An 18887-nucleotide genomic window follows, 5' to 3' on the forward strand; every position below is an offset into this window, starting at 1 on the left:
TATCAATCAGCTCTTACCATCAATCGCTGCTCAGTACACCGCATCGGCATGCTCAATTTTATATATAGCCAACTCTAACAACCTGTTCAATTCGGCAGGATTTTCAATCATAGGAAAATGGCTGGTTCCTTTTATCACTGCCAAATCGTATCCACTTTTTACCAGGTTTTTTAAAGCAGCTTCGTTAGTAGGCGTATAGTCTGCGTTGATAAGGTGCAGGTTCGGCTGCAGCCCGGGCAATAACCTTTTTTCCAATTGATCTTTTTCAAATTCTGCCTTTATCACCGCTGCACCCATTTGTTGCCAGGCATGCCGGTAGTCTTTTATAACACGCTCGCTTATACGGGAAGGTGTGCTGGGTCTTAGCAAGGCCACGCGTGCATATTGTTCCATAGTACCGGGAAAGTCCTTTATACTGTTTTCGATAATGGCATCGGCCTGCTGCTGGTAGTTAGGTGATAACGGCGTTCCTGCATTTTTAAAGCTATCAATTGCTATGAAGCCTATGATATGTGCCGGATGTTGAATAGCCACCATTAAGTTAATGTTGGCGCCAAAGCCGTGACCAATTAAAACCACATTTTTCAAATTCAGTTGCTGTATTACAAAACTCACATCTTCCGCAAAATTCTCTACATCCCACTGGGTACGTTCCTTCCCTGATTTCCCGTGTCCGGGTAAATCCATCGTCACCACCGTATACTTGCGGTCAAAATACGCAACTTGCTTTGTCCAGTACGACTGATCAGTAAAAGCGCCGTGTACAAAGAACAGTACCACATCGCCGGTTCCACTTATCTGCCAGTTAACGGCAGGATTGTTTCTTTTTGTTTCTTTCATAATCGTAACATTTGGGATACATGTAAAAAAACTATACCAAAAACCCGGAGCCGGTTTGCTGCGTAGCTTTATTATACGAATTACGAAATGTTGTTAACAATTGGCCATTTTTTAACCATTGTGTTGCAATCTGCCAACTGTTTTTGAGTTAAATTTATCAACACATCAACTTAACTGCGCCGGGTCTGCAGGCGGGTTGTTTAAATAAACCATTCAAAAGAAACCAGCAATACAGGCGGTACTGTTTTCAGCTGCACACAAACCTAATCAACCGGCATCAAAAAAATGGCTGCATCAGTGCAAACATGTAAATTTACTTTCTTAATGAGCCGTACAGTTACATATAAAATCATTCTGCTGCTTATTGTAGCCGCATTTTTTTCCGCTGATAACAATCAGGCATATGCGCAGAGTAGCATAAATGATACGATCGTTTCGGCTGCAGTTATTTATAACGGTGATACCATCGAAGCCAAAACATTCCAGGATTTGCTGATCAGATCATGGTATGATGAAGCGCATATGAAGGCTATTGCTAAATGGACCAGGTTACGTAATGCAGTGTATGTTACTTATCCTTATGCCAGGAGGGCGGGTAAAATAATGAATGAATTAAATGCCCGCCTCGTAAATATTACCGATAAGGGAGAGCGAAAAAAATGTATCCGCTCACGGGAAAAGGAATTAAAAAAAGAGTTTACTGACCCGCTTACCAATTTATCGGTTTACCAGGGAAAAGTGCTGATGAAATTGATTAACCGGGAAACCGGTAACAACTGTTACGAGATTATAAAGGAATATAAAGGCGCATTCGACGCCCGCTTTTATCAAACCATTGCCTTCTTTTTTGGCAGCAGCCTCAAGCAGGCGTATGACCGATCCGGAGACGATGCTGATATGGAAAAAATTGTGCAGGAAGTAGAAAGAATGTATGGCTTCAGAGGCTAATCCCGCTCGCTGAAAAATCTCAATTAACAATAGCAACTGCTCCCGTAACAGTGCGGCATCTATTTCTCGCCGTAATTCATCTTTCAGCACATCGTTCCTTTCGCTTCTGCCGGGGCAATTGCCTTTAGTGTAACCTTTGTTACAGATATATACTTTTACACACACCAACTTTGCAGCTATATATTTCACATGATTATAGCTGGATATTTTTTAATGGCATTAGTGGGCATTTCCCTGGGATTAATTGGCGGAGGAGGCTCTATCTTAACGGTACCAATACTGGTATATGCCATGGGCGTAAACCCTTTGCTGGCCACATCCTACTCGCTTTTTATCGTGGGCACTACCTCCATAGCCGGGGCTGCTAATAATTACCGGCGTGGTTTTGTTGATGTAAAAACAGCCCTGTTGTTCGGCCTTTCATCAATTACAACGGTTTTTGTAACAAGAAAAATAATATTGCCGGCAATACCTGAAGTGCTTTTTTCCAATCAGCAAATACACTTTACTCAATCTATGGCTATCATGGTATTGTTTGCTGTATTAATGCTATCAGCCAGCATTGCGATGATAAAAAATAAGGCTAATGAAACACGACTTGTTACAGCTGATGCAGCAGAACCGGTTCCATTAATAAAATTGCTATTGTTTGGTGTTGCGGTAGGCCTAACCACCGGTTTGCTCGGCGCGGGTGGTGGATTTTTACTGATACCAGCGTTGGTGCTGCTGTTAAGAATGCCTATGAAAAAGGCCGTCGGCACGTCGCTTTTAATTATTGCGCTGAACTCCTTAATTGGTTTTACCGGCGATATAGGCCATTTCAATATTGACTGGCATTTTTTAATTACACTAACTTTAATTGCTGTGGCAGGCATTTTTACCGGTGGCATTTTAGCTAAAAAAATAGACGGTGTAAAGCTTAAAAAAGCATTTGGCTGGTTTGTGTTACTCATGGGAATTTATATTTTAATGAAAGAGCTCTTTTTTACCAGCCCGGTGCATTAACTGAACAGAGGTGCGATTTGTCTAAAGGCTGATTGCCTGCCCTTATTTGAAAGCAACAAATGTTACTGAAAATTAGTAAAACAAAAAGCATATTTGCATTGTATCATAAAAAATTGAAGGAATGAAAATTGAACAAATTTATACCGGTTGCCTGGCACAGGGCGCATACTATATTACCAGCAATGGAGAAGCTGCTATAATTGATCCACTGCGTGAAACGGCGCCCTATATTAACCGCCTGCAGAAGGACGGCGTGAAACTGAAATACATTTTCGAAACACATTTCCATGCAGATTTTGTAAGCGGTCATGTTGATTTGTCGAAGGCCACCGGCGCCCCCATTGTATACGGACCCAATGCTGCCTGTGGGTTTGATTGTATTTCTGCAAAGGATGGTGAACTTTTTAAACTGGGCGATATTATAATAAAGGTATTGCACACTCCGGGGCACACACTGGAAAGCTCCACTTTTTTATTAAAAGATGAAACCGGGAAAGACTATTGCATTTTTAGTGGCGACACACTTTTTTTAGGTGATGTGGGCCGGCCCGACCTGGCGCAAAAAGCAGCCAACATGACGAAAGAAGAGCTGGCCGGCATGTTGTACGATAGCCTGATGAAAAAGATAATGCCGCTGGCAGATGATGTAATTGTGTACCCTGCTCATGGCGCGGGCAGTGCCTGTGGTAAAAATATGATGAAAGAAACGGTAGACAGTTTAGGCAATCAAAAAAGAATTAATTACGCATTGAACCAACCAAATAAAGCGGCTTTTGTAAAAGCAGTTACTGATGGATTGTTGCCACCTCCTGCTTATTTTGGATTGAATGTAGCGATGAATAAAAAAGGGTACGAAAGTTTTGACAGTGTATTGAAGAGGGGGCTGCAGGCACTTACCCCCGATGAATTTGAAGCTGCAGCTGATGGCAGCGGAGCCTTTATTTTAGATACCAGAGACAGCGCTGCTTTTTATAAAGGCTTTGTTCCGCAGTCTGTAAATATTGGCTTAAATGGCGACTTTGCGCCATGGGCAGGTGCCCTGATGGCAGATGTAAAACATCCCTTGTTACTGGTGACAGAAGAAGGCAAAGAAGCAGAAACTGTAACCCGTTTAAGCAGGGTTGGTTTTGATAATATACTGGGCTATTTAAAAGGTGGATTTACTGCATGGTTGCAGGCCGGTAAAGAAGCTGATGTAGTGGATCAAATTGCGACTGCTGATTTTGCCAGGGAAGTAAACCTTAGCCAGGACAAAGTAATAGACATACGGACAGAAGCTGAATATGCTGCTGAACATGTACAGGATGCTTACAACAGGCCGCTGGCATATATCAACCATTGGATAAAGGACATTGATCCAAAGGAACACTTTTTTATGTATTGCGGCAGTGGATACAGAAGCATGATTGCAGCCAGCATTTTAGAAGCCAGGGGTTACCGCAACTTTACCGAGGTAGCCGGCGGGTTTAAAGCAATCAGCAATACGGCGGTTCCCAAAACAAATTTTGTCTGCCAGAGTAAAGTAATGAAAGCTGAATAATATAATATGTTGATAGCTTTAATTATGTCAACTATACAATAAAAACAAAAGGTAGCCGAACGGTTGCCTTTTGTTTTTTCGTGTTCATAGAATGTAACAAAAGTACCCAAACAAAAGATCGCTCAAAAATATCTTTGTAACCAACAATACAATACCATTTTACATGAATTATCTTACTGCCATTTTTAAAAATAAATGTCCCCGTTGCAGAACCGGCGAACTATTTTGTACATCCTCTGCCTGGAAAAAAGGCTTTATGAAAATGAACAAACGCTGTCCGGAGTGCAGGCAGCGCTCTGAAATTGAAGTTGGGTTTTACATCGGTTCCGGCTATGTTAGTTATGCCTTAACTGTAGCCATTTCTGTATCAACATTTGTTGCCTGGTGGGTTCTGATCGGTTTTTCGGTTGATGATAACCGGGTATTCTGGTGGCTGGGTTGCAATGCTGTTTTCCTGGTACTATTGCAGCGTTGGCTCATGCGGTTATCCAGGATTATCTGGCTCTCTTTTTTTGTAAAATACAATCCCAACTGGCGTACCATTCCTCCAACAGAAACTGACCGCGTAATTGAAGAACAGATGGAAATTACAGGCTGACACCGACTTACACAATAGCTTACTTTGTTGTGTTTTATAGATGGTTTTTGAGTGTTTGACTGACTGATATGCAGGCTTTAAAAACCTGATATCAGTCTTTTTTATTTGTGATATTGGTCACCTTCCAAAAAATGAATCGCTGTTAAGTTTGCCTTCATAAAAAATCACTGATATTTATTTCAACACGATGGAAAACGAAGAGATATTTGTAAATGAAATTTGCCCATCCACGGCACAGGTGTGGATGAAAAGAGGCGCCATTTTAGTAGATGTACGGGAAGCGGATGAAATAGCACAACTGGCGTATGACGTAACCAACATTGTACATATTCCCATGAGCGAGTTGGGCATGCGCTATACCGAATTACCAATTGACCAACCGCTGGTGATGGTATGCCGTAGCGGAGCCAGAAGTTTGCAGGCCGCAGGATTTTTGATACACAATGGTTACGATCCTGAAAAAGTGGTGAACATGAAGCACGGTATTATACGCTGGGTGCATAAAGGTTTCCCTGCCAAAGGCGATCGTTCCGTAGCTGGGGCTGCACCGGCATCGATCAGTTGCTGCAGTTCCGGCACGGGCAAGTTACAGGCACATGCGTGTTCCTGCTCATCTGCAAAACATTAACACCCACTTTTTTTTCCTATTGCACTACGTTGTTAATTTTGCCAAATGAAATCATTTTGGGATGAACGTTATTCGGCTGATGAATTTGTATATGGCACATCGCCAAACGAATTTTTCAAAGCCCGCATAGACATATTGCCACCTGGTACATTACTGCTACCCTGCGAAGGAGAAGGCCGCAATGCAGTATATGCTGCAACCCTGAACTGGCAGGTATTTGCTTTTGATCAAAGTGAGAAAGGAAGAGAAAAATGTGCGCAACTGGCTGCATCAAAACACGTGCAGGTTAACTACCAGGTGGCTGATGCGATGGAATATAATTTTGGTGAAAACCAATATGATGCCATTGCGTTGATATATGCTCATTTTCCAGCTGCCATAAGAACACACATTCATCAACGTTGTATAACGGCCGTAAAGCCGGGCGGTATTATTATGCTGGAAGCCTTTAATCCCCTGCAGCTAAACAATACAAGCGGCGGACCTAAAGATGAAACCATGTTGTATACCATCAAAATGCTGCAGCAGGATTTCAATAACACAAAAATTGAACTGCTTGAAACATTAAAGACTCATTTGCAGGAAGGTGGACACCACAGCGGCATGGGCGACATCATACGCCTGGTTGCAGGCAAATAGAATTGCCCATTTCAAACAGCTGCCAGCTGATCATCCAATAAGGCATACTCCTCATTACAGGCACTCCACAGTTTAAATCCGCCGGAAATATTAAACAGTTTTTTAAATCCATTCTGCAACAAAATGCGCTGCGCAAGGTATCCTCTTAATCCAATATGACAATAGATATAAATCGCTTTATCCGTATCCAGTTCATCCAGTCTGCCCCGCAAATCATCAACAGGAATATTAATGGCGCCGGGTATATGTGTTTCGGCAAATTCATTGGCATCCCGGACATCAATTAACACATCCTTTTCACTTAAGGAATTGGCAGCCGTCCACGGCACAACAAACAGCTTTTTCTGCAGTATATTTTCGGCAACAAAACCTGCCATGTTTACGGGGTCTTTTGCAGATGAATAGGGCGGTGCGTACGCATGCTCAAACTCGGCAAGTTCATAAATTGTACTTCCTCTTTGTATTACAGACGACAGGATGTCAATTCTTTTGTCTACCCCATCTTTGCCAATTACCTGTGCGCCCAGCAACCTGCCATCGGTTGGCGAAAAAGCAATTTGAATACTCATTTGTTCCGCATCGGGATAATAGCCGGCATGAGCACCACTGTGCGTTACCGACACCAGGTGCGGAATGCCCGCGGCCGCCAGGTGTTTAGCCGCTACTCCGGCAACCCCTACCGTTACATCAAACAATTGCACGATGGCTGTATTTACAGAACCATGGTACCGCTGGTGATTTCCTTCCACCAGGTTATTGGCGCAAATTCTGCCCTGTTTATTGGCCGGGCCTGCAAGATAGGTGGGCATGGTTTGTCTGGTGATAGGATTGATAAATTCAATTGCGTCGCCCACGGCATAAATGTCTTTATCAGAAGTTTGTAAATAATCATTCACCAGAATTCCTTTGGCGGATCCTAATTGCAGACCTGCATCAGTTGCCAGTTTTGTGTCCGCCTTTACACCAATAGAAAGTATCACCACATCTGCCTCAATGGGTTCCTGGTTTTTTAATAAAACTGTTAACCCATTGTCATGTTGTTCAAACCCTGTAACAGCCGTTTTTAATTTAAGCCCTACCCCTTTGCTACGGATATGTTGCTGGGCAATGGCCGCAATAGTAAAATCTGTCGGTGCCAGTACCTGGTCGCCCATTTCAACAATGGTCACCTGCATGCCCAGCCGGTGCAGGTTTTCGGCCATCTCCAGGCCAATAAAACCGGCACCGATGATGAGTGCCTTACCGTTTGGAAATTGCTCAACGTAAGCTTTAATGGCGTCTGTATCGGTTACATTGCGTAAAGTAAAAATGCCTTTGCTGTTAATACCCGGCAATGGCGGACGAACAGGTGATGCTCCAGGTGAAAGCACGAGTTTATCATATTTTTCATTATAAACTTGCCCAGTTATCAAATTTTTTACTGTAACAAATTTCATTTCCGCGTTAATCGCAATTACTTCGCTCAATACCCGGGCATCAATATTAAAACGTTGCTTAAAAGAAGTGGCAGTTTGCACAAATAATTTATTGCGCTCTGTAATTACATCGCCAATATAGTAAGGCAGTCCGCAATTGGCGTAGGAAATATAGGCACCTTTCTCAAATAAAATAATGGAAGCATGTTCATCCAACCGCCTGAGACGGGCTGCGGTACTGGCACCTCCGGCTACTCCGCCAATAATAATGTATTGCATTGTTGTAATTTTAGTTACTCTGTAGCAAAGGAAGTTCAATGGCACAATTTATACTGTAACATAAGTTACCGTTTCGGGTTGCAGCAGGCAATGATTTTATCCGGCATATGATTACAAACAAAACTTCGGGTTATTTTTAAACCCAGGCTAATCTGCGTAATTTTCAACATTAAAAAAACGGGCATCTTAAAAGACCATATAAAATCAGCCGAACTTATTTCGCTGCGATTTATACTGATCGGTTGGCTGCTGCTAACTATTGTTAAACCCGCTTTCGCTTTCACAGCTGCCTTCTTTCTTGTTGTTGAATATCATTGGCGCTATGGCCATTGTAACCATGCAAAAAAGTAAATTACCCGCTGTGCTGTACCTGTGGCCGATGCAGTTTTGGTTGATAACGCCTCAGACAAATACCTCCGGCATCCCATGTACACCGCTGTTATAACAACAGCAACGGGCTTGCTGTTGTTAAACTTCACCTGGGCAAGATTAGCCATAGTCTTGACACTAGCGATTGTGCTGATAGTAAAATTTTTTGGGAAGAAGCGATGCTAACCAGCAAATTCCAAGCCTATACAAATTACGGCAACACGCCAAACGGATTATTCCTTTTATATTTTGATTCGCTTTTGCAGGTCGTCTTTCAGCATGGCTTTGTATAATCTGCAAAACTCTTTTTTAGCTTCCCCCTTGTCCGCAGTTAAACCAATTTTCAAGAAAAAAATAAAAGGCTTTTGTGAGAGTGGTCGTACCGGTATCGTTGTTTTGCAAAGTAAAACCAGTACAGCAGTAAGCAGTTAATATTTACCATCTAACAATCATTCCCGTGCTTGATATTTTTGCTCGGGCATAATCTAACCTTGCTTTTTCATCGTTGGTAAAAGCGTACTAACTGCCGTCATACCGTTGCATGAGCTTCATCATTATGCAGGTTTATGTAATAAAAGTTACACTCCCCCCATTTGCCACCCACTAATTTTATGCTACCATTATGATACAGCAATTCATCACAAATACACTTCATCACTACAATCTATAACCGAACACCATTTATACAACAGCCATGAAAAAAATAGTCATATTAGGAGCAGGTACCGCCGGAACCATGATGGCTAACCACCTGCATCACGAACTGGATAAAAAAGAATGGGATATTACCATTATCGACGAACGGGAAAAACATTATTACCAGCCAGGGTATTTGTTTTTACCATTTGATATGTACGAGCCGGAAGAAATAGTAAAAGAAATAAAAGATTTTATCCCAAAAGGCGTACAACTCCTCAGCGGTAAAATTGAAAAGATCAACGCGGCAGGCAACCTGGTACAAATGGAAAATGGCGACCAGTTACCCTACGAGCTACTGATTGTAGCCACCGGCGCAAAAATAGCCCCTGAAGAGACAGAAGGAATGAAAGGAAAAGAATGGCAACAGTCGGTGTTTGATTTTTACACTTTTGAAGGCGCCCTGGCATTGCGGGATAAATTACGGCAATGGGAAGGTGGCCGCCTGGTGGTACACATCACCGAAATGCCGATTAAATGCCCCGTCGCACCTCTTGAATTCGCTTTTTTAGCCGACTCGTTCTTTAAACATAAAGATATGCGTTCAAAAGTGGACATTACCTATGTAACGCCGTTAAGCGGCGCCTTTACCAAACCTAAAGCCACCGCTGCGCTCGACCACCTGCTGCACGAAAAAAATATCACCATCGAAAGTGATTTCGCTATTGCTGAAGTTGACAATGAGAATAAAAAAATTATAGATTATGGCGGACGCGAAATTCCATTCGACCTGCTGGTAACCGTACCGACCAATAAAGGAGATGAGCTGATGGAAAGAAGCGGTCTGGGGGACGACCTGAACTATATACCCACCAACAAGGCCACCCTGCAATCGCAGGCATATCCGAATATTTTTGTGCTGGGCGATGCAAGCAATATACCCGCTTCCAAAGCCGGCTCGGTAGCGCATTTTGAAGCAGAGATTCTTACAGAGAATATAAAACACTTTATTAAAGGCGAACCACTGAAAGAAGAATTTGACGGCCATGCCAATTGTTTTATAGAAACAGGCAACGGTAAGGCCTTGCTGATAGATTTTAATTACACCCACGAGCCGGTTGAAGGCGAGTTTCCCTTCGCTGGTATCGGCCCTTTAAGATTATTAAAAGAAAGCAGGATGAACCATATGGGCAAGCTGGCTTTTAAATGGATTTACTGGAATGTGTTGCTTAGGGGAACACATATCCCTTTTGTATCCGCCACTATGCAGGAATCCGGAAAACATTTTAGCGCTACTTAAAAAACAATTATATGGAAAAGATTATCGAAGGAAAAACAATCAGTGTAAATGAAGAAGGATATCTCACCAACTTCACTCAATGGGATAAAAATATTGGAGAAGCCATCTCTAAAGAAGTCAATATTACACTGACACCCCGTCACTGGCAAGTGATCAGTTACCTGCAGGACGAATTTAAAAAGGAATCTCCGCTTAGCATTCGCAAAATTGGTAAAAGCGGCGTGGTAGACATCAAGGAATTTTACGCCTTGTTTCCCAATGCTCCTCTAAAAACGGCCACTAAAATTGCCGGTATACCCAAGCCTGCCAGCTGCATTTAATTATAAACTGATAAAAAAGCTACCATGAATGAATTTAATGGCGAGATAAAAAAGATGATGATCATTTTGAGCAAGGCCACACTGGAAAATGTATACGCCGCATTTGTACTGGCCAATGGCGCAAGAATGGAAGGCATAGAAGCAGAGATGTTCTTCACCTTCTTTGGACTGGAAGCAGTTCATAAAAAGAAACTGGAACACCTGCATGTGGCTACCGTTGGTAACCCTGCCATGCACATGCCAACCATGCTGGGCGGTCTGCCCGGAATGGAAGCGCTTGCTACCAACATGATGAAAAAAGAAATGGAAAAAGTTGATATGCCCGATGTACATGAATTTTTGGAGATCCTGAAAGCTTCCGGTGTAAAATTGTGGGCCTGTAAACTGGCTATGGAAATGTTCCATTACAAAAAAGAAGACATGATTGATGACCTGGATGGTGTAATTACCGTTGGCGATTTCTATAAACAAGGTAGTGGCCTTGGTACACACATGCTTTTCGTTTAAAATCAAAAGGCCCTGATTTACCGTTGCTAAGCAGTAGATTTTACCTTCCTGTTAAAAACGATAGCAGGCCGCTGTATCCACAGGCTTTAGTATAACATCCGCCCCGTGCGGATGTTTTGCATTTGTAACCTTTGTTACCAAATGGCCTGTTATCCCTTCGTAATATTGCATTGTCAGAGCAACATGCATAAAAAATTAGTATGAAAAAATTAAGCTTACAAAACTGGAACATTTTCCGCGTATTGCGGCTGGTAGCCGGTATTGCCATATTGGTTCAGGCCATTATTGCCAGGGACATTCTTTTTGGAATAGCGGGCCTTTGGTTTACGGCAATGCCTCTATTCAATATAGGGTGCTGCGCCACAGGAAACTGCTATACACGTACAAAAAAAATTACCGAACCTGAAAAAGAAATCAGCTATGAAGAAGTGGTGTAGCAACAATTTGCTTTATATTATCGGTGCGGCAATTGGTGCCGTTGGTGGATTTATGTACTGGAAATTCGTAGGCTGTTCTTCAGGAACCTGCCCTATTACTTCCAAACCGCTCAACAGCACATTGTATGGCGCGATGATGGGCGCATTGCTGTTAAGTCTTTTTAAAAAATCTGAGCCAGTTGGGAGAAAATAATTGCCGTTGACATAGTCAATTGTCAATATTCAAAAGTCAACAACATCATAAAAATAAAAATCAATACCATGGAAATTTTATCCAACACTTCCGGCAGCGGCGCAACCGCTGATTTAAAAACAATGATCGAAGAAGGCGCCTTTTTAGCAGACGTACGAACACCTGCAGAATTTGCAGAAGGCTATGTAAAGGGTTCCGTTAATGTTCCGCTTGACAGGATTGCAGCTGAACTGGCAACATTTCAACACAAAAAAAATATCATTGTATTTTGCCGCAGCGGCGCAAGAAGCAGCCAGGCCAAAGCCATTCTAAATCAACACGGTTTCAACAATGTAATCAACGGTGGTACCTTGGATTATATTAACCAGTTTGTATAGCAGGCTTTCAAACAATAGCTCGCGAAATTATTCAGGACAACGGATTGGCAGAAGAATATAATATGCTTCCGGGCATTAACCCAAAAAAAATCCGGGCTAAAGCCCGGATTTTTTTGTTCGAACGATTAGCCAGCCCTAAATGACAGGGCCAATTTATTTAACTGTTGAAATTCCCACTGAAGACTTTTATCATCATTTGCCCAACCTGAAAACAGGGTAAGTCAATTTCATAACAGAAGGAAGGGGCATTGGGACTGTATAGACCTAATAATAACAACTGGCGATAGTATATACGCAACCAACACAGGTCTTAATAAGAAAGATATTAAGGCCGCCGACTGTTTATTTTACCAAGTCGCCTGTTGTTTTAAATCTTGGCTGACATCAGTAACTTTTTGCACCAACCGTACAACTATATCTTAACATACTGCCGTTTGAAGCCTATATCGGTTGAATGATTGCCCTGCCGTTGGAGGCAGGGCAATTCACTTCGCTATCAGAGCTCGACCAAACAATCAGCAACATTTTTTTTCCTTCACTCCCAGTTTATCCAGGATGATTTCCAACGGGCAAAACCTGGTAAACGACGATTGCAGCAAGTTAACACCTACAAACACGGATAGCCAAATCCAGCGCATGTCAACATAATGAGCCAGTAAAATACTGATCAGTACAAAACTGCCTGCTACGGCTCTTACAATTCTTTCTTTCATTTTTTTTCTTTTAATGAGATGAGTCTTCTACCGGCAATACAAATGCCCTGATCGGGAAGTCGCCCGGATGTTGGTTGTTGAAATCCTTTACCAGTTGCAAACCTTTCTGTGCCCGTGCATCTTCGGTAAAAGAGAATATACAGATAGAATCGAAGCGGGCTTCGCTCATGCCAAACCAGCTATCCATCAGGCTATGGGTTGAATCATCTTTAAACCCGACGGTATCGGTGGCGCTGTATACGCTGATGCCTGCGCTTTTAAAGATGGCGGCTACCTGTTCGCTGTATTCCTTTAAGGATGTTACCATTAATAGTTTCATGTGTATCAATTTTATTTGGTGGTACGCCGCATCATTTTATAATACAGCAGCGGTACTACCAGCAAGGTTAAAAAGGTTGATGTAATCGTTCCGCCAATCAGGGAAATTGCAAGTCCCTGGAATATCGGATCAGACAGTATGATCACGGCGCCCAATGCCACCGCACCTGCTGTTAATAAGATGGGGGTTGTTCTTACCGCACCAGCTTCTATGATCGCTTGTTTTAACGGAATGCCTTCGCGGATACGTATGTTGATGAAGTCGATCAGCAAAATGGAATTGCGTACCATTACCCCCGCCAGGGCAATAAACCCAATCATGGAAGTGGCCGTAAAATAGGCGCCCAACGCCCAGTGCCCCAGCAATATACCAATCAATGAAAGCGGTATGGCGGCCAGCATTACCAGCGGCACTGTAAAGTTTTGAAACCATCCTACAATTAGCATATAGATGATCAGGATAACCGCCGCAAAGGCAATACCCAAATCACGAAATACTTCATAAGTAATCTGCCATTCACCATCCCATTTTACGGTATATTCATCCTGGCTGTCTGGTTGCTTGGTGTACTCCTCATTGATCTTGCTATATCCTGCAGGGAGTTTTATATTCTTCAGGCTATCGCTCATTTTTGAAATAGCATAAAAAGGGCTTTCCAGTTTGCCTGCCATATCTGCCAATACATATACTACCTCTTTTTGATTTTTACGATAGATGCTTTTGTCTTTGGTAACAGACTGAATGGTTACCAGATCTCTCAATGGCACCATGTTGCCCTGCATGCCTTTTACCTGCAGGTCGAGCACCTGGCTGATATTGCTTTTGTCGGCATCCTTCAATTGTAACCTGATAGGCACCTGGTTGTAAGCAGCAGGCAGATTGAGATTACCGGCATCCATACCCGACATGGCAGCCTTGATAGTTGCGGCAATCTGTGCCGTTGCAACTCCATTGCGCATAGCCTTCTCTTTATCCGCTGAAATACGGTACTCACGTTCATCATCCTCCACCATCCAGTCGGCATCAACTACATCAGCCGTATTAATTAACAACTGTTTTAGCTGTTTTGCAATCGCCTGCTGCTGCCCGTAGTCTGGCCCATATACTTCCGCAACCAGGGTTGACAATACCGGCGGACCTGGTGGTACTTCCACTAGTTTAACATTGGCGTTATACTTAGCGGCAATTTGCTGCAAGGGGCCACGCATTTCTTTTGCTATATCGTGACTTTGTTTGCTGCGTTCGCCTTTATCAACCAGGTTAACCTGGATATCTGCCACATTGTTTCCCCGGCGCAAATCGTAGTGACGCACCAGCCCGTTAAAACTAATGGGGCCGGCAGTACCAATGTATTGCTGGTAATTTTTCACCAGTGGCTGTACCGCTACGTAACTCGCCAGGTCTGCTGCCACGGCCTGTGTCTTTTCCAGCGTGGTTCCTTCCGGCATATCTATCACTACCTGGAACTCGTTTTTATTATCAAAGGGTAACATTTTAACCGCTACTGATTTGGTATAGAATAACAGCATCGAGCCAAGCAACACCACAATGGTGCTTAAAATAAATGCCCAGCGTTTCCATCTTGTCTCCAGCATCGGGTGAATAAAAGATTTGTAGATCTTATAAATCCTGCTTCTCTCCATTTCATGTTCACTATGCGCTGCATGTTTGGCACCGTGTTGTTCTTTTTCTCTAAGAAAAATATAGCCGAGATAAGGCGTTAACGTTAACGCTACAATCAGCGACAACATCATTGCAATAGATGCGCCGATCGGCATCGGGCTCATGTAGGGCCCCATCAGGCCGGATACAAACGCCATGGGCAGTACCGCTGCTATTACAGTAAAAGTCGCCAGTATGGTGGGGTTACCTACTTCATTGATGGCATAAATAGCCGCCTGCAACGGTGGCAGTTTGCGCATTTTAAAATGCCGGTGCATATTTTCTGCAATGATAATAGAATCATCTACCACAATACCCGTTATAAATACCAGTGCAAACAGCGTAATCCTGTTCAGGGTATAATTCATAAAGTAATAGGCAAACAATGTAAGCGCAAAGGTTACCGGTACGGAAAGAAATACTACAAGTCCGCCCCGCCAGCCCATGGCCAGCATTACAAACAACGTAACTACTACAATGGCGATGAAAAGATGCAGTAATAACTCCGACACTTTATGAGAAGCGGATTCACCGTAATTTCTTGTTTCCGAAACATGCACATCCGGAGGTATCAAATCTTTTTTAAGGTTGACTACCTTCGCAGATAATATGGTAGCCAGTTTCATTGCATCCGCTCCTTTTTTCTTACCAACAGAGATGGTTACCGCAGGATAAGAAGCAGCAAATTTTTTGTATCCGCTATCTGCTTTGCCATAGCCATACAATACGTATTGAGAAGGTGTTGAAGGAGCTTCTTCTACCGTAGCCACCTGTTTTAAATACACGGGCTGGTTGGCCTTCATGCCCACGACCAGGTTTGCTACATCTTCCGCGGTATTTAAAAAGTCGCCGGCTTGTATCGTGAAGGCGGAGTCTTTTTGCAGTAATTCTCCCGCATCCATTTGCACATTGCCCGCCTGTATGATCTTGCTGATGCTGAGCAGATCGACTCCATTTAGTGCCATCAAAGATTTATTCAGCACTACTTTTACTTCCCTGCTTCTGCCACCGGTAAGCGTTACTTCTGCCACATCCGGCACCTTTTTTATTTCATTGGCCAGCTCCTGGCTGATTAATTTTAAACGATAATCGTCATAGTGCTCGCCCCACAAAGTAAAGGCCAGCACCGGGACATCGTCAATTGACCTGGTTTTAATCAGTGGCATGGTAACACCCTGCGGCATCACATCCATGTGCTTCATTAATTCGGTGTATAATTTTACGAGCGAACGCTCTACATCTTCCCCCACATAAAACTGTACAATCAGCATGGCCTGGCCGTTCATGGAAGTTGAGTACACATATTCCACACCTTTAATGTTGGAAATAATTTTCTCCATCGGCGCAGCCAGTTTTGTTTCTACTTCCTTTGGCGAAGCACCGGGATAACCAATAAATACATCCGCCATCGGAACCTGTATCTGTGGCTCTTCTTCTCTTGGTATTAAAAATGTACTATAGCCACCAATCACCAAAAAGGCAATCATTAAAAGTATGGTGAGCTTCGACTGTAAAAATGCTTTTGCTATATTGCCTGATAATCCTTTTTCCATGTTGGTTATTTTATTTTTACCGGTACGCCGTTATATAATTTACCTTCGGCCGATACAATAAAGGGTTCGTTTTTTGCCAGGCCCGACAATACTTCTACCTGGTCGCCAGATACAGGGCCTAAGCGCAGCCAGCGCATTACAGCGGTGTTTTGTGAACTAACCGTATATACGCCGGTTAACTGATCCCTGTTGATGAGGGCTTTAACCGGGATCATCACATTGGCTGAATCACTTGCTTTGGCACCGGCGTTGTTTTTGGCTACCAGCTGAATGTGTACATACATGCCCGCATACAATTGCTTGCTATCTGCTGAAGGCACGGCTATTTTAACGATGTATTGTCCGCCGGTAAATTGTGATGACGGGTTTACCTGGGTTACTTTTCCTGTTATCTTTTTATTGGCTGATTCAATAGTCATCGTGGCGTCATCACCTGTTTTAACGGATGCAATCTGGCTTTCCGGTATGGATGCGCTTACCTGTAAACTGCCCTCCTGCTCAATGGTTAATACCGGCATCCCGGGTGTGGCCATGCTGCCTGCTTCTGCCAATTTTTGTGTAACGGTTCCTGAAAAAGGCGCCACCACCGTAGTATAGGCAAGCTGAGACGTTACCTCGCTGCGCATGGCACGGGCGGCGGCTACGTTTGCTTTAGCCGATTGGTATTGCAACGTCATGGCGTCCAGTTCTTTTGCCGAAGCGCTCTGCTGTTTAAATAACGCAGTGTACCGGTCATAGTCTTTTTGCGCACTTTGCAAGGCTGCATCTGCCTGTGCAATCATAGCGTCTGTTTGTGCTTTTTTCGCCTGCACATCACTGCTGTTAACACTAAACAATACCTGGCCAGCCCTTACTTTGTCACCTGCTTTTACCTGTATGGACGTGATATAGCCCATTACCCTGGTACTGATATTGGCAGAACGGATGGCCTCTACCTGGCCGCTGGCTTCAATCATACCCGCTGCTGCCGTGCCACCTGCGTTGCTTATCTGCACTACTACCGGCGCTTCCTGTTGAATGGGCTGCTTTGTTTCGTTACCGGAACACGCCGCAAGCGATACAGAAAATAATACAGCTCCCGTTTTAAACTGCTTTGAAAATAACATACGATCTTTTTTTATAGTGAATATCATTTTGTGATAGTTAAAAAATGTAAATAACTGATGGCTGATTTTTTCATAAATACAGCCTGCGCATAGCCCATTTTCTGCTGCGATAACTGCGTTTGTGCCTGTAACACATCGGTGGTATTAATCAATCCCTGCGTGTACCTGTTCTGCACAATGCGCAGTGCTTCTGAGGCTGATTCCACTGCCAGCGATTGTTGTGTAACGCGGTAAATATTATCTGCTATCTGGCGGTTGACCTTGCGGATTTCCGTGGCCGTTTGCTCTATATTATCCTGCAACTGTTGCTGCAGTTTATTTTTCTCCAGCATCTGCGTAGCCATTTTATTTTTTGCCTCGTTGCCTTTAAAAATATCCCATGAAAGCTGCACCCCTGCCATGTAGGCATTGGCACCAAAGCCAAATAATTTTTTATCGTTGAACTGGTAATTGGCGAAGCCATTGATCTTTGGCAACATGGACATTTTGGTGCTTTTTATAGAGAGATCATACGCATCCACCGCGGTTTTCATGGCTTTAAAATCCGCCCTGTCAACAGGCGCTGAATCAGTTACTGCAACTACGGTATCCATGGCAACGGGTACTGTTTTATACACCAGTCCTTTGGGTGCATTCATCAATAATCCAAGCTGGTCGGATAGGGTAACGACCTGGGACTTCGCTTCTGCCAAACCCGTTTCAGCTGCCTTAACCTGTACGGCCACATTTAATACATCTGATTTCTGTAACAATCCCTGCTGGTAACGGTCATTGGTAAACCTATAGATATCTTTTACTGTTTTTAATGCCTCTTCCAGTACGCCCACTACTTCATAACTAAATTCCAGTTGCAGGTAAGCATTGGTCACCTGCAATTCGACGGCTTCTGCGGTTCGTTGCGTGGTAAAGGCATATACGGCTGTTTGCTTTGCGGCAGCCTTACGCATGTAGGCCTGGTCTGGGTTATACAAAGGCTGTTGCACACTTAGTTGCGTAAGCACATTGCCGGTTGCACCAGGTTTGTTAAGTATTGCGGGATTAAAATCTGCCTGCTGCACCTTAGCTTGTTGCAGCTTAAAACCAAAAGCGCTCAGCGGCTGGTTGGTGGTAAAACCGGTATAGGACAAATTTACCTGCGGCAGAAATATAGCGTCTGTTTGTTTAAACTGCGACTGTGCTATTTGCTCATCTTTTTTGGCAAGTCCTATTTGCCTGTTTTGTTCCATGGCCATTTTTACTGCGTCGGCCAACACCAATTGGCGCACGCTGTCCTGTGCCCGCGCCGTGAAGGAGCATATCGCAAAAAAAATGACGGCGCTTATTTTAAATTGCACCGTTACCCAATATTGATTCATCATGCTAATAATTTGTAACGGCAAAACTATCTCCGCTACCGCCATTGTACGGTAACATTTGTAACACTTTGTTTTGTAACCTTTGTTACAAAATGATCCTGATACCAATCTTAGATTGCGCATCATTTATCGTTGATGAATTGCCCAT

19 protein-coding genes are annotated in these 18887 nt (G+C 43.3%); 12 read left to right on the top strand and 7 right to left on the bottom strand.

The features are described 5' to 3' along the window. Positions 1-30: 30 nt before the first annotated feature. Positions 31-840 (bottom strand): alpha/beta fold hydrolase, encoded by an 810-nt coding sequence (locus tag QWZ08_RS12775; RefSeq protein ID WP_290337810.1) that lies wholly within the window; start codon positions 838-840, stop codon positions 31-33. A 324-nt stretch (positions 841-1164) separates the two neighbouring features. Here QWZ08_RS12775 and QWZ08_RS12780 point away from each other — a divergent pair, with 324 nt between their 5' ends. From QWZ08_RS12780 to QWZ08_RS12805, 6 genes are all read left to right on the top strand, one after another. Then, positions 1165-1788, top strand: coding sequence for a DUF4294 domain-containing protein (locus QWZ08_RS12780; RefSeq protein ID WP_290337811.1), 624 nt, complete (start codon positions 1165-1167; stop codon positions 1786-1788). Between the two features lie 189 nt (positions 1789-1977). Next, positions 1978-2793: a sulfite exporter TauE/SafE family protein gene (locus QWZ08_RS12785; protein WP_290337812.1), complete on the top strand. Its 816-nt coding sequence runs from the start codon at positions 1978-1980 to the stop codon at positions 2791-2793. A gap of 121 nt (positions 2794-2914) precedes the next feature. Next, positions 2915-4333 (top strand): MBL fold metallo-hydrolase, encoded by a 1419-nt coding sequence (locus QWZ08_RS12790; RefSeq protein WP_290337813.1) that lies wholly within the window; start codon positions 2915-2917, stop codon positions 4331-4333. A gap of 163 nt (positions 4334-4496) precedes the next feature. Beyond that, on the top strand, positions 4497-4931 hold the full coding sequence (locus tag QWZ08_RS12795; protein ID WP_290337814.1) for a DUF983 domain-containing protein: 435 nt from the start codon (positions 4497-4499) through the stop codon (positions 4929-4931). A gap of 187 nt (positions 4932-5118) precedes the next feature. Further along, positions 5119-5559: a rhodanese-like domain-containing protein gene (locus tag QWZ08_RS12800; protein WP_290337815.1), complete on the top strand. Its 441-nt coding sequence runs from the start codon at positions 5119-5121 to the stop codon at positions 5557-5559. Positions 5560-5604: 45 nt separating this feature from the next. Next, complete coding sequence (locus tag QWZ08_RS12805) at positions 5605-6198, top strand: class I SAM-dependent methyltransferase (protein WP_290337816.1); 594 nt, start codon at positions 5605-5607, stop codon at positions 6196-6198. A gap of 11 nt (positions 6199-6209) precedes the next feature. On the opposite strand, the gene QWZ08_RS12810 is transcribed toward QWZ08_RS12805, so the two are convergent. Then, entirely contained in the window at positions 6210-7892 is a 1683-nt protein-coding gene (locus QWZ08_RS12810; RefSeq protein ID WP_290337817.1) for an FAD-dependent oxidoreductase, read from the bottom strand. 1063 nt (positions 7893-8955) lie between these two features. On the opposite strand from QWZ08_RS12810, the gene sqr reads away from it, so the two are divergent. The 6 genes from sqr to QWZ08_RS12840 all read left to right on the top strand — a co-directional run bounded on the left by sqr (position 8956) and on the right by QWZ08_RS12840 (position 12031). Next, the gene (gene sqr / locus QWZ08_RS12815) at positions 8956-10197 is read left to right on the top strand and encodes a type III sulfide quinone reductase, selenoprotein subtype (RefSeq protein WP_290337818.1); all 1242 of its coding nucleotides are present in this window, start codon (positions 8956-8958) and stop codon (positions 10195-10197) included. An 11-nt stretch (positions 10198-10208) separates the two neighbouring features. After that, the gene (locus QWZ08_RS12820) at positions 10209-10517 is read left to right on the top strand and encodes a TusE/DsrC/DsvC family sulfur relay protein (protein WP_290337819.1); all 309 of its coding nucleotides are present in this window, start codon (positions 10209-10211) and stop codon (positions 10515-10517) included. A 24-nt stretch (positions 10518-10541) separates the two neighbouring features. Next, the gene (locus tag QWZ08_RS12825; protein WP_290337820.1) at positions 10542-11024 is read left to right on the top strand and encodes a DsrE/DsrF/DrsH-like family protein; all 483 of its coding nucleotides are present in this window, start codon (positions 10542-10544) and stop codon (positions 11022-11024) included. Between the two features lie 200 nt (positions 11025-11224). Continuing rightward, positions 11225-11461 carry a hypothetical protein gene (locus QWZ08_RS12830; RefSeq protein ID WP_290337821.1) on the top strand — a complete coding sequence of 79 codons (237 nt, stop codon included), beginning with the start codon at positions 11225-11227 and terminating at the stop codon, positions 11459-11461. Next, positions 11445-11654 carry a DUF6132 family protein gene (locus QWZ08_RS12835; protein ID WP_290337822.1) on the top strand — a complete coding sequence of 70 codons (210 nt, stop codon included), beginning with the start codon at positions 11445-11447 and terminating at the stop codon, positions 11652-11654. The genes QWZ08_RS12830 and QWZ08_RS12835 overlap by 17 nt, the downstream gene beginning before the upstream one ends. 68 nt (positions 11655-11722) lie before the next feature. Then, positions 11723-12031, top strand: a complete 309-nt coding sequence (locus QWZ08_RS12840; RefSeq protein WP_290337823.1) for a rhodanese-like domain-containing protein — start codon at positions 11723-11725, stop codon at positions 12029-12031. A gap of 515 nt (positions 12032-12546) precedes the next feature. Here the strand turns inward: QWZ08_RS12840 and QWZ08_RS12845 are convergent. From QWZ08_RS12845 to QWZ08_RS12865, 5 genes are read right to left on the bottom strand one after another with little or no spacing between them, the layout of a single operon-like run. Next, a complete protein-coding gene (locus QWZ08_RS12845) occupies positions 12547-12744 on the bottom strand; it encodes a YgaP family membrane protein (protein WP_290337824.1) in 198 nt (65 codons plus the stop codon). A 10-nt stretch (positions 12745-12754) separates the two neighbouring features. Next, positions 12755-13063: a hypothetical protein gene (locus QWZ08_RS12850; protein WP_290337825.1), complete on the bottom strand. Its 309-nt coding sequence runs from the start codon at positions 13061-13063 to the stop codon at positions 12755-12757. An 11-nt stretch (positions 13064-13074) separates the two neighbouring features. Continuing rightward, positions 13075-16278: an efflux RND transporter permease subunit gene (locus QWZ08_RS12855; RefSeq protein ID WP_290337826.1), complete on the bottom strand. Its 3204-nt coding sequence runs from the start codon at positions 16276-16278 to the stop codon at positions 13075-13077. A gap of 5 nt (positions 16279-16283) precedes the next feature. Next, a complete protein-coding gene (locus QWZ08_RS12860) occupies positions 16284-17384 on the bottom strand; it encodes an efflux RND transporter periplasmic adaptor subunit (protein ID WP_290337827.1) in 1101 nt (366 codons plus the stop codon). 23 nt (positions 17385-17407) lie between these two features. After that, positions 17408-18742, bottom strand: coding sequence for a TolC family protein (locus QWZ08_RS12865; protein ID WP_290337828.1), 1335 nt, complete (start codon positions 18740-18742; stop codon positions 17408-17410). Positions 18743-18887 lie beyond the last annotated feature (145 nt).

It is taken from the genome of Ferruginibacter paludis (genome assembly GCF_030409685.1).
Classification (GTDB): domain Bacteria; phylum Bacteroidota; class Bacteroidia; order Chitinophagales; family Chitinophagaceae; genus Ferruginibacter; species Ferruginibacter paludis.

Bases quoted from the DNA above. Each gene is read 5' to 3' on its own strand.
- QWZ08_RS12775 (WP_290337810.1), bottom strand. From the start codon at position 840: ATGAAAGAAACAAAAAGAAACAATCCTGCCGTTAACTGGCAGATAAGT.
- QWZ08_RS12780 (WP_290337811.1), top strand. From the start codon at position 1,165: ATGAGCCGTACAGTTACATATAAAATCATTCTGCTGCTTATTGTAGCC.
- QWZ08_RS12785 (WP_290337812.1), top strand. From the start codon at position 1,978: ATGATTATAGCTGGATATTTTTTAATGGCATTAGTGGGCATTTCCCTG.
- QWZ08_RS12790 (WP_290337813.1), top strand. From the start codon at position 2,915: ATGAAAATTGAACAAATTTATACCGGTTGCCTGGCACAGGGCGCATAC.
- QWZ08_RS12795 (WP_290337814.1), top strand. From the start codon at position 4,497: ATGAATTATCTTACTGCCATTTTTAAAAATAAATGTCCCCGTTGCAGA.
- QWZ08_RS12800 (WP_290337815.1), top strand. From the start codon at position 5,119: ATGGAAAACGAAGAGATATTTGTAAATGAAATTTGCCCATCCACGGCA.
- QWZ08_RS12805 (WP_290337816.1), top strand. From the start codon at position 5,605: ATGAAATCATTTTGGGATGAACGTTATTCGGCTGATGAATTTGTATAT.
- QWZ08_RS12810 (WP_290337817.1), bottom strand. From the start codon at position 7,892: ATGCAATACATTATTATTGGCGGAGTAGCCGGAGGTGCCAGTACCGCA.
- sqr (WP_290337818.1), top strand. From the start codon at position 8,956: ATGAAAAAAATAGTCATATTAGGAGCAGGTACCGCCGGAACCATGATG.
- QWZ08_RS12820 (WP_290337819.1), top strand. From the start codon at position 10,209: ATGGAAAAGATTATCGAAGGAAAAACAATCAGTGTAAATGAAGAAGGA.
- QWZ08_RS12825 (WP_290337820.1), top strand. From the start codon at position 10,542: ATGAATGAATTTAATGGCGAGATAAAAAAGATGATGATCATTTTGAGC.
- QWZ08_RS12830 (WP_290337821.1), top strand. From the start codon at position 11,225: ATGAAAAAATTAAGCTTACAAAACTGGAACATTTTCCGCGTATTGCGG.
- QWZ08_RS12835 (WP_290337822.1), top strand. From the start codon at position 11,445: ATGAAGAAGTGGTGTAGCAACAATTTGCTTTATATTATCGGTGCGGCA.
- QWZ08_RS12840 (WP_290337823.1), top strand. From the start codon at position 11,723: ATGGAAATTTTATCCAACACTTCCGGCAGCGGCGCAACCGCTGATTTA.
- QWZ08_RS12845 (WP_290337824.1), bottom strand. From the start codon at position 12,744: ATGAAAGAAAGAATTGTAAGAGCCGTAGCAGGCAGTTTTGTACTGATC.
- QWZ08_RS12850 (WP_290337825.1), bottom strand. From the start codon at position 13,063: ATGAAACTATTAATGGTAACATCCTTAAAGGAATACAGCGAACAGGTA.
- QWZ08_RS12855 (WP_290337826.1), bottom strand. From the start codon at position 16,278: ATGGAAAAAGGATTATCAGGCAATATAGCAAAAGCATTTTTACAGTCG.
- QWZ08_RS12860 (WP_290337827.1), bottom strand. From the start codon at position 17,384: ATGTTATTTTCAAAGCAGTTTAAAACGGGAGCTGTATTATTTTCTGTA.
- QWZ08_RS12865 (WP_290337828.1), bottom strand. From the start codon at position 18,742: ATGATGAATCAATATTGGGTAACGGTGCAATTTAAAATAAGCGCCGTC.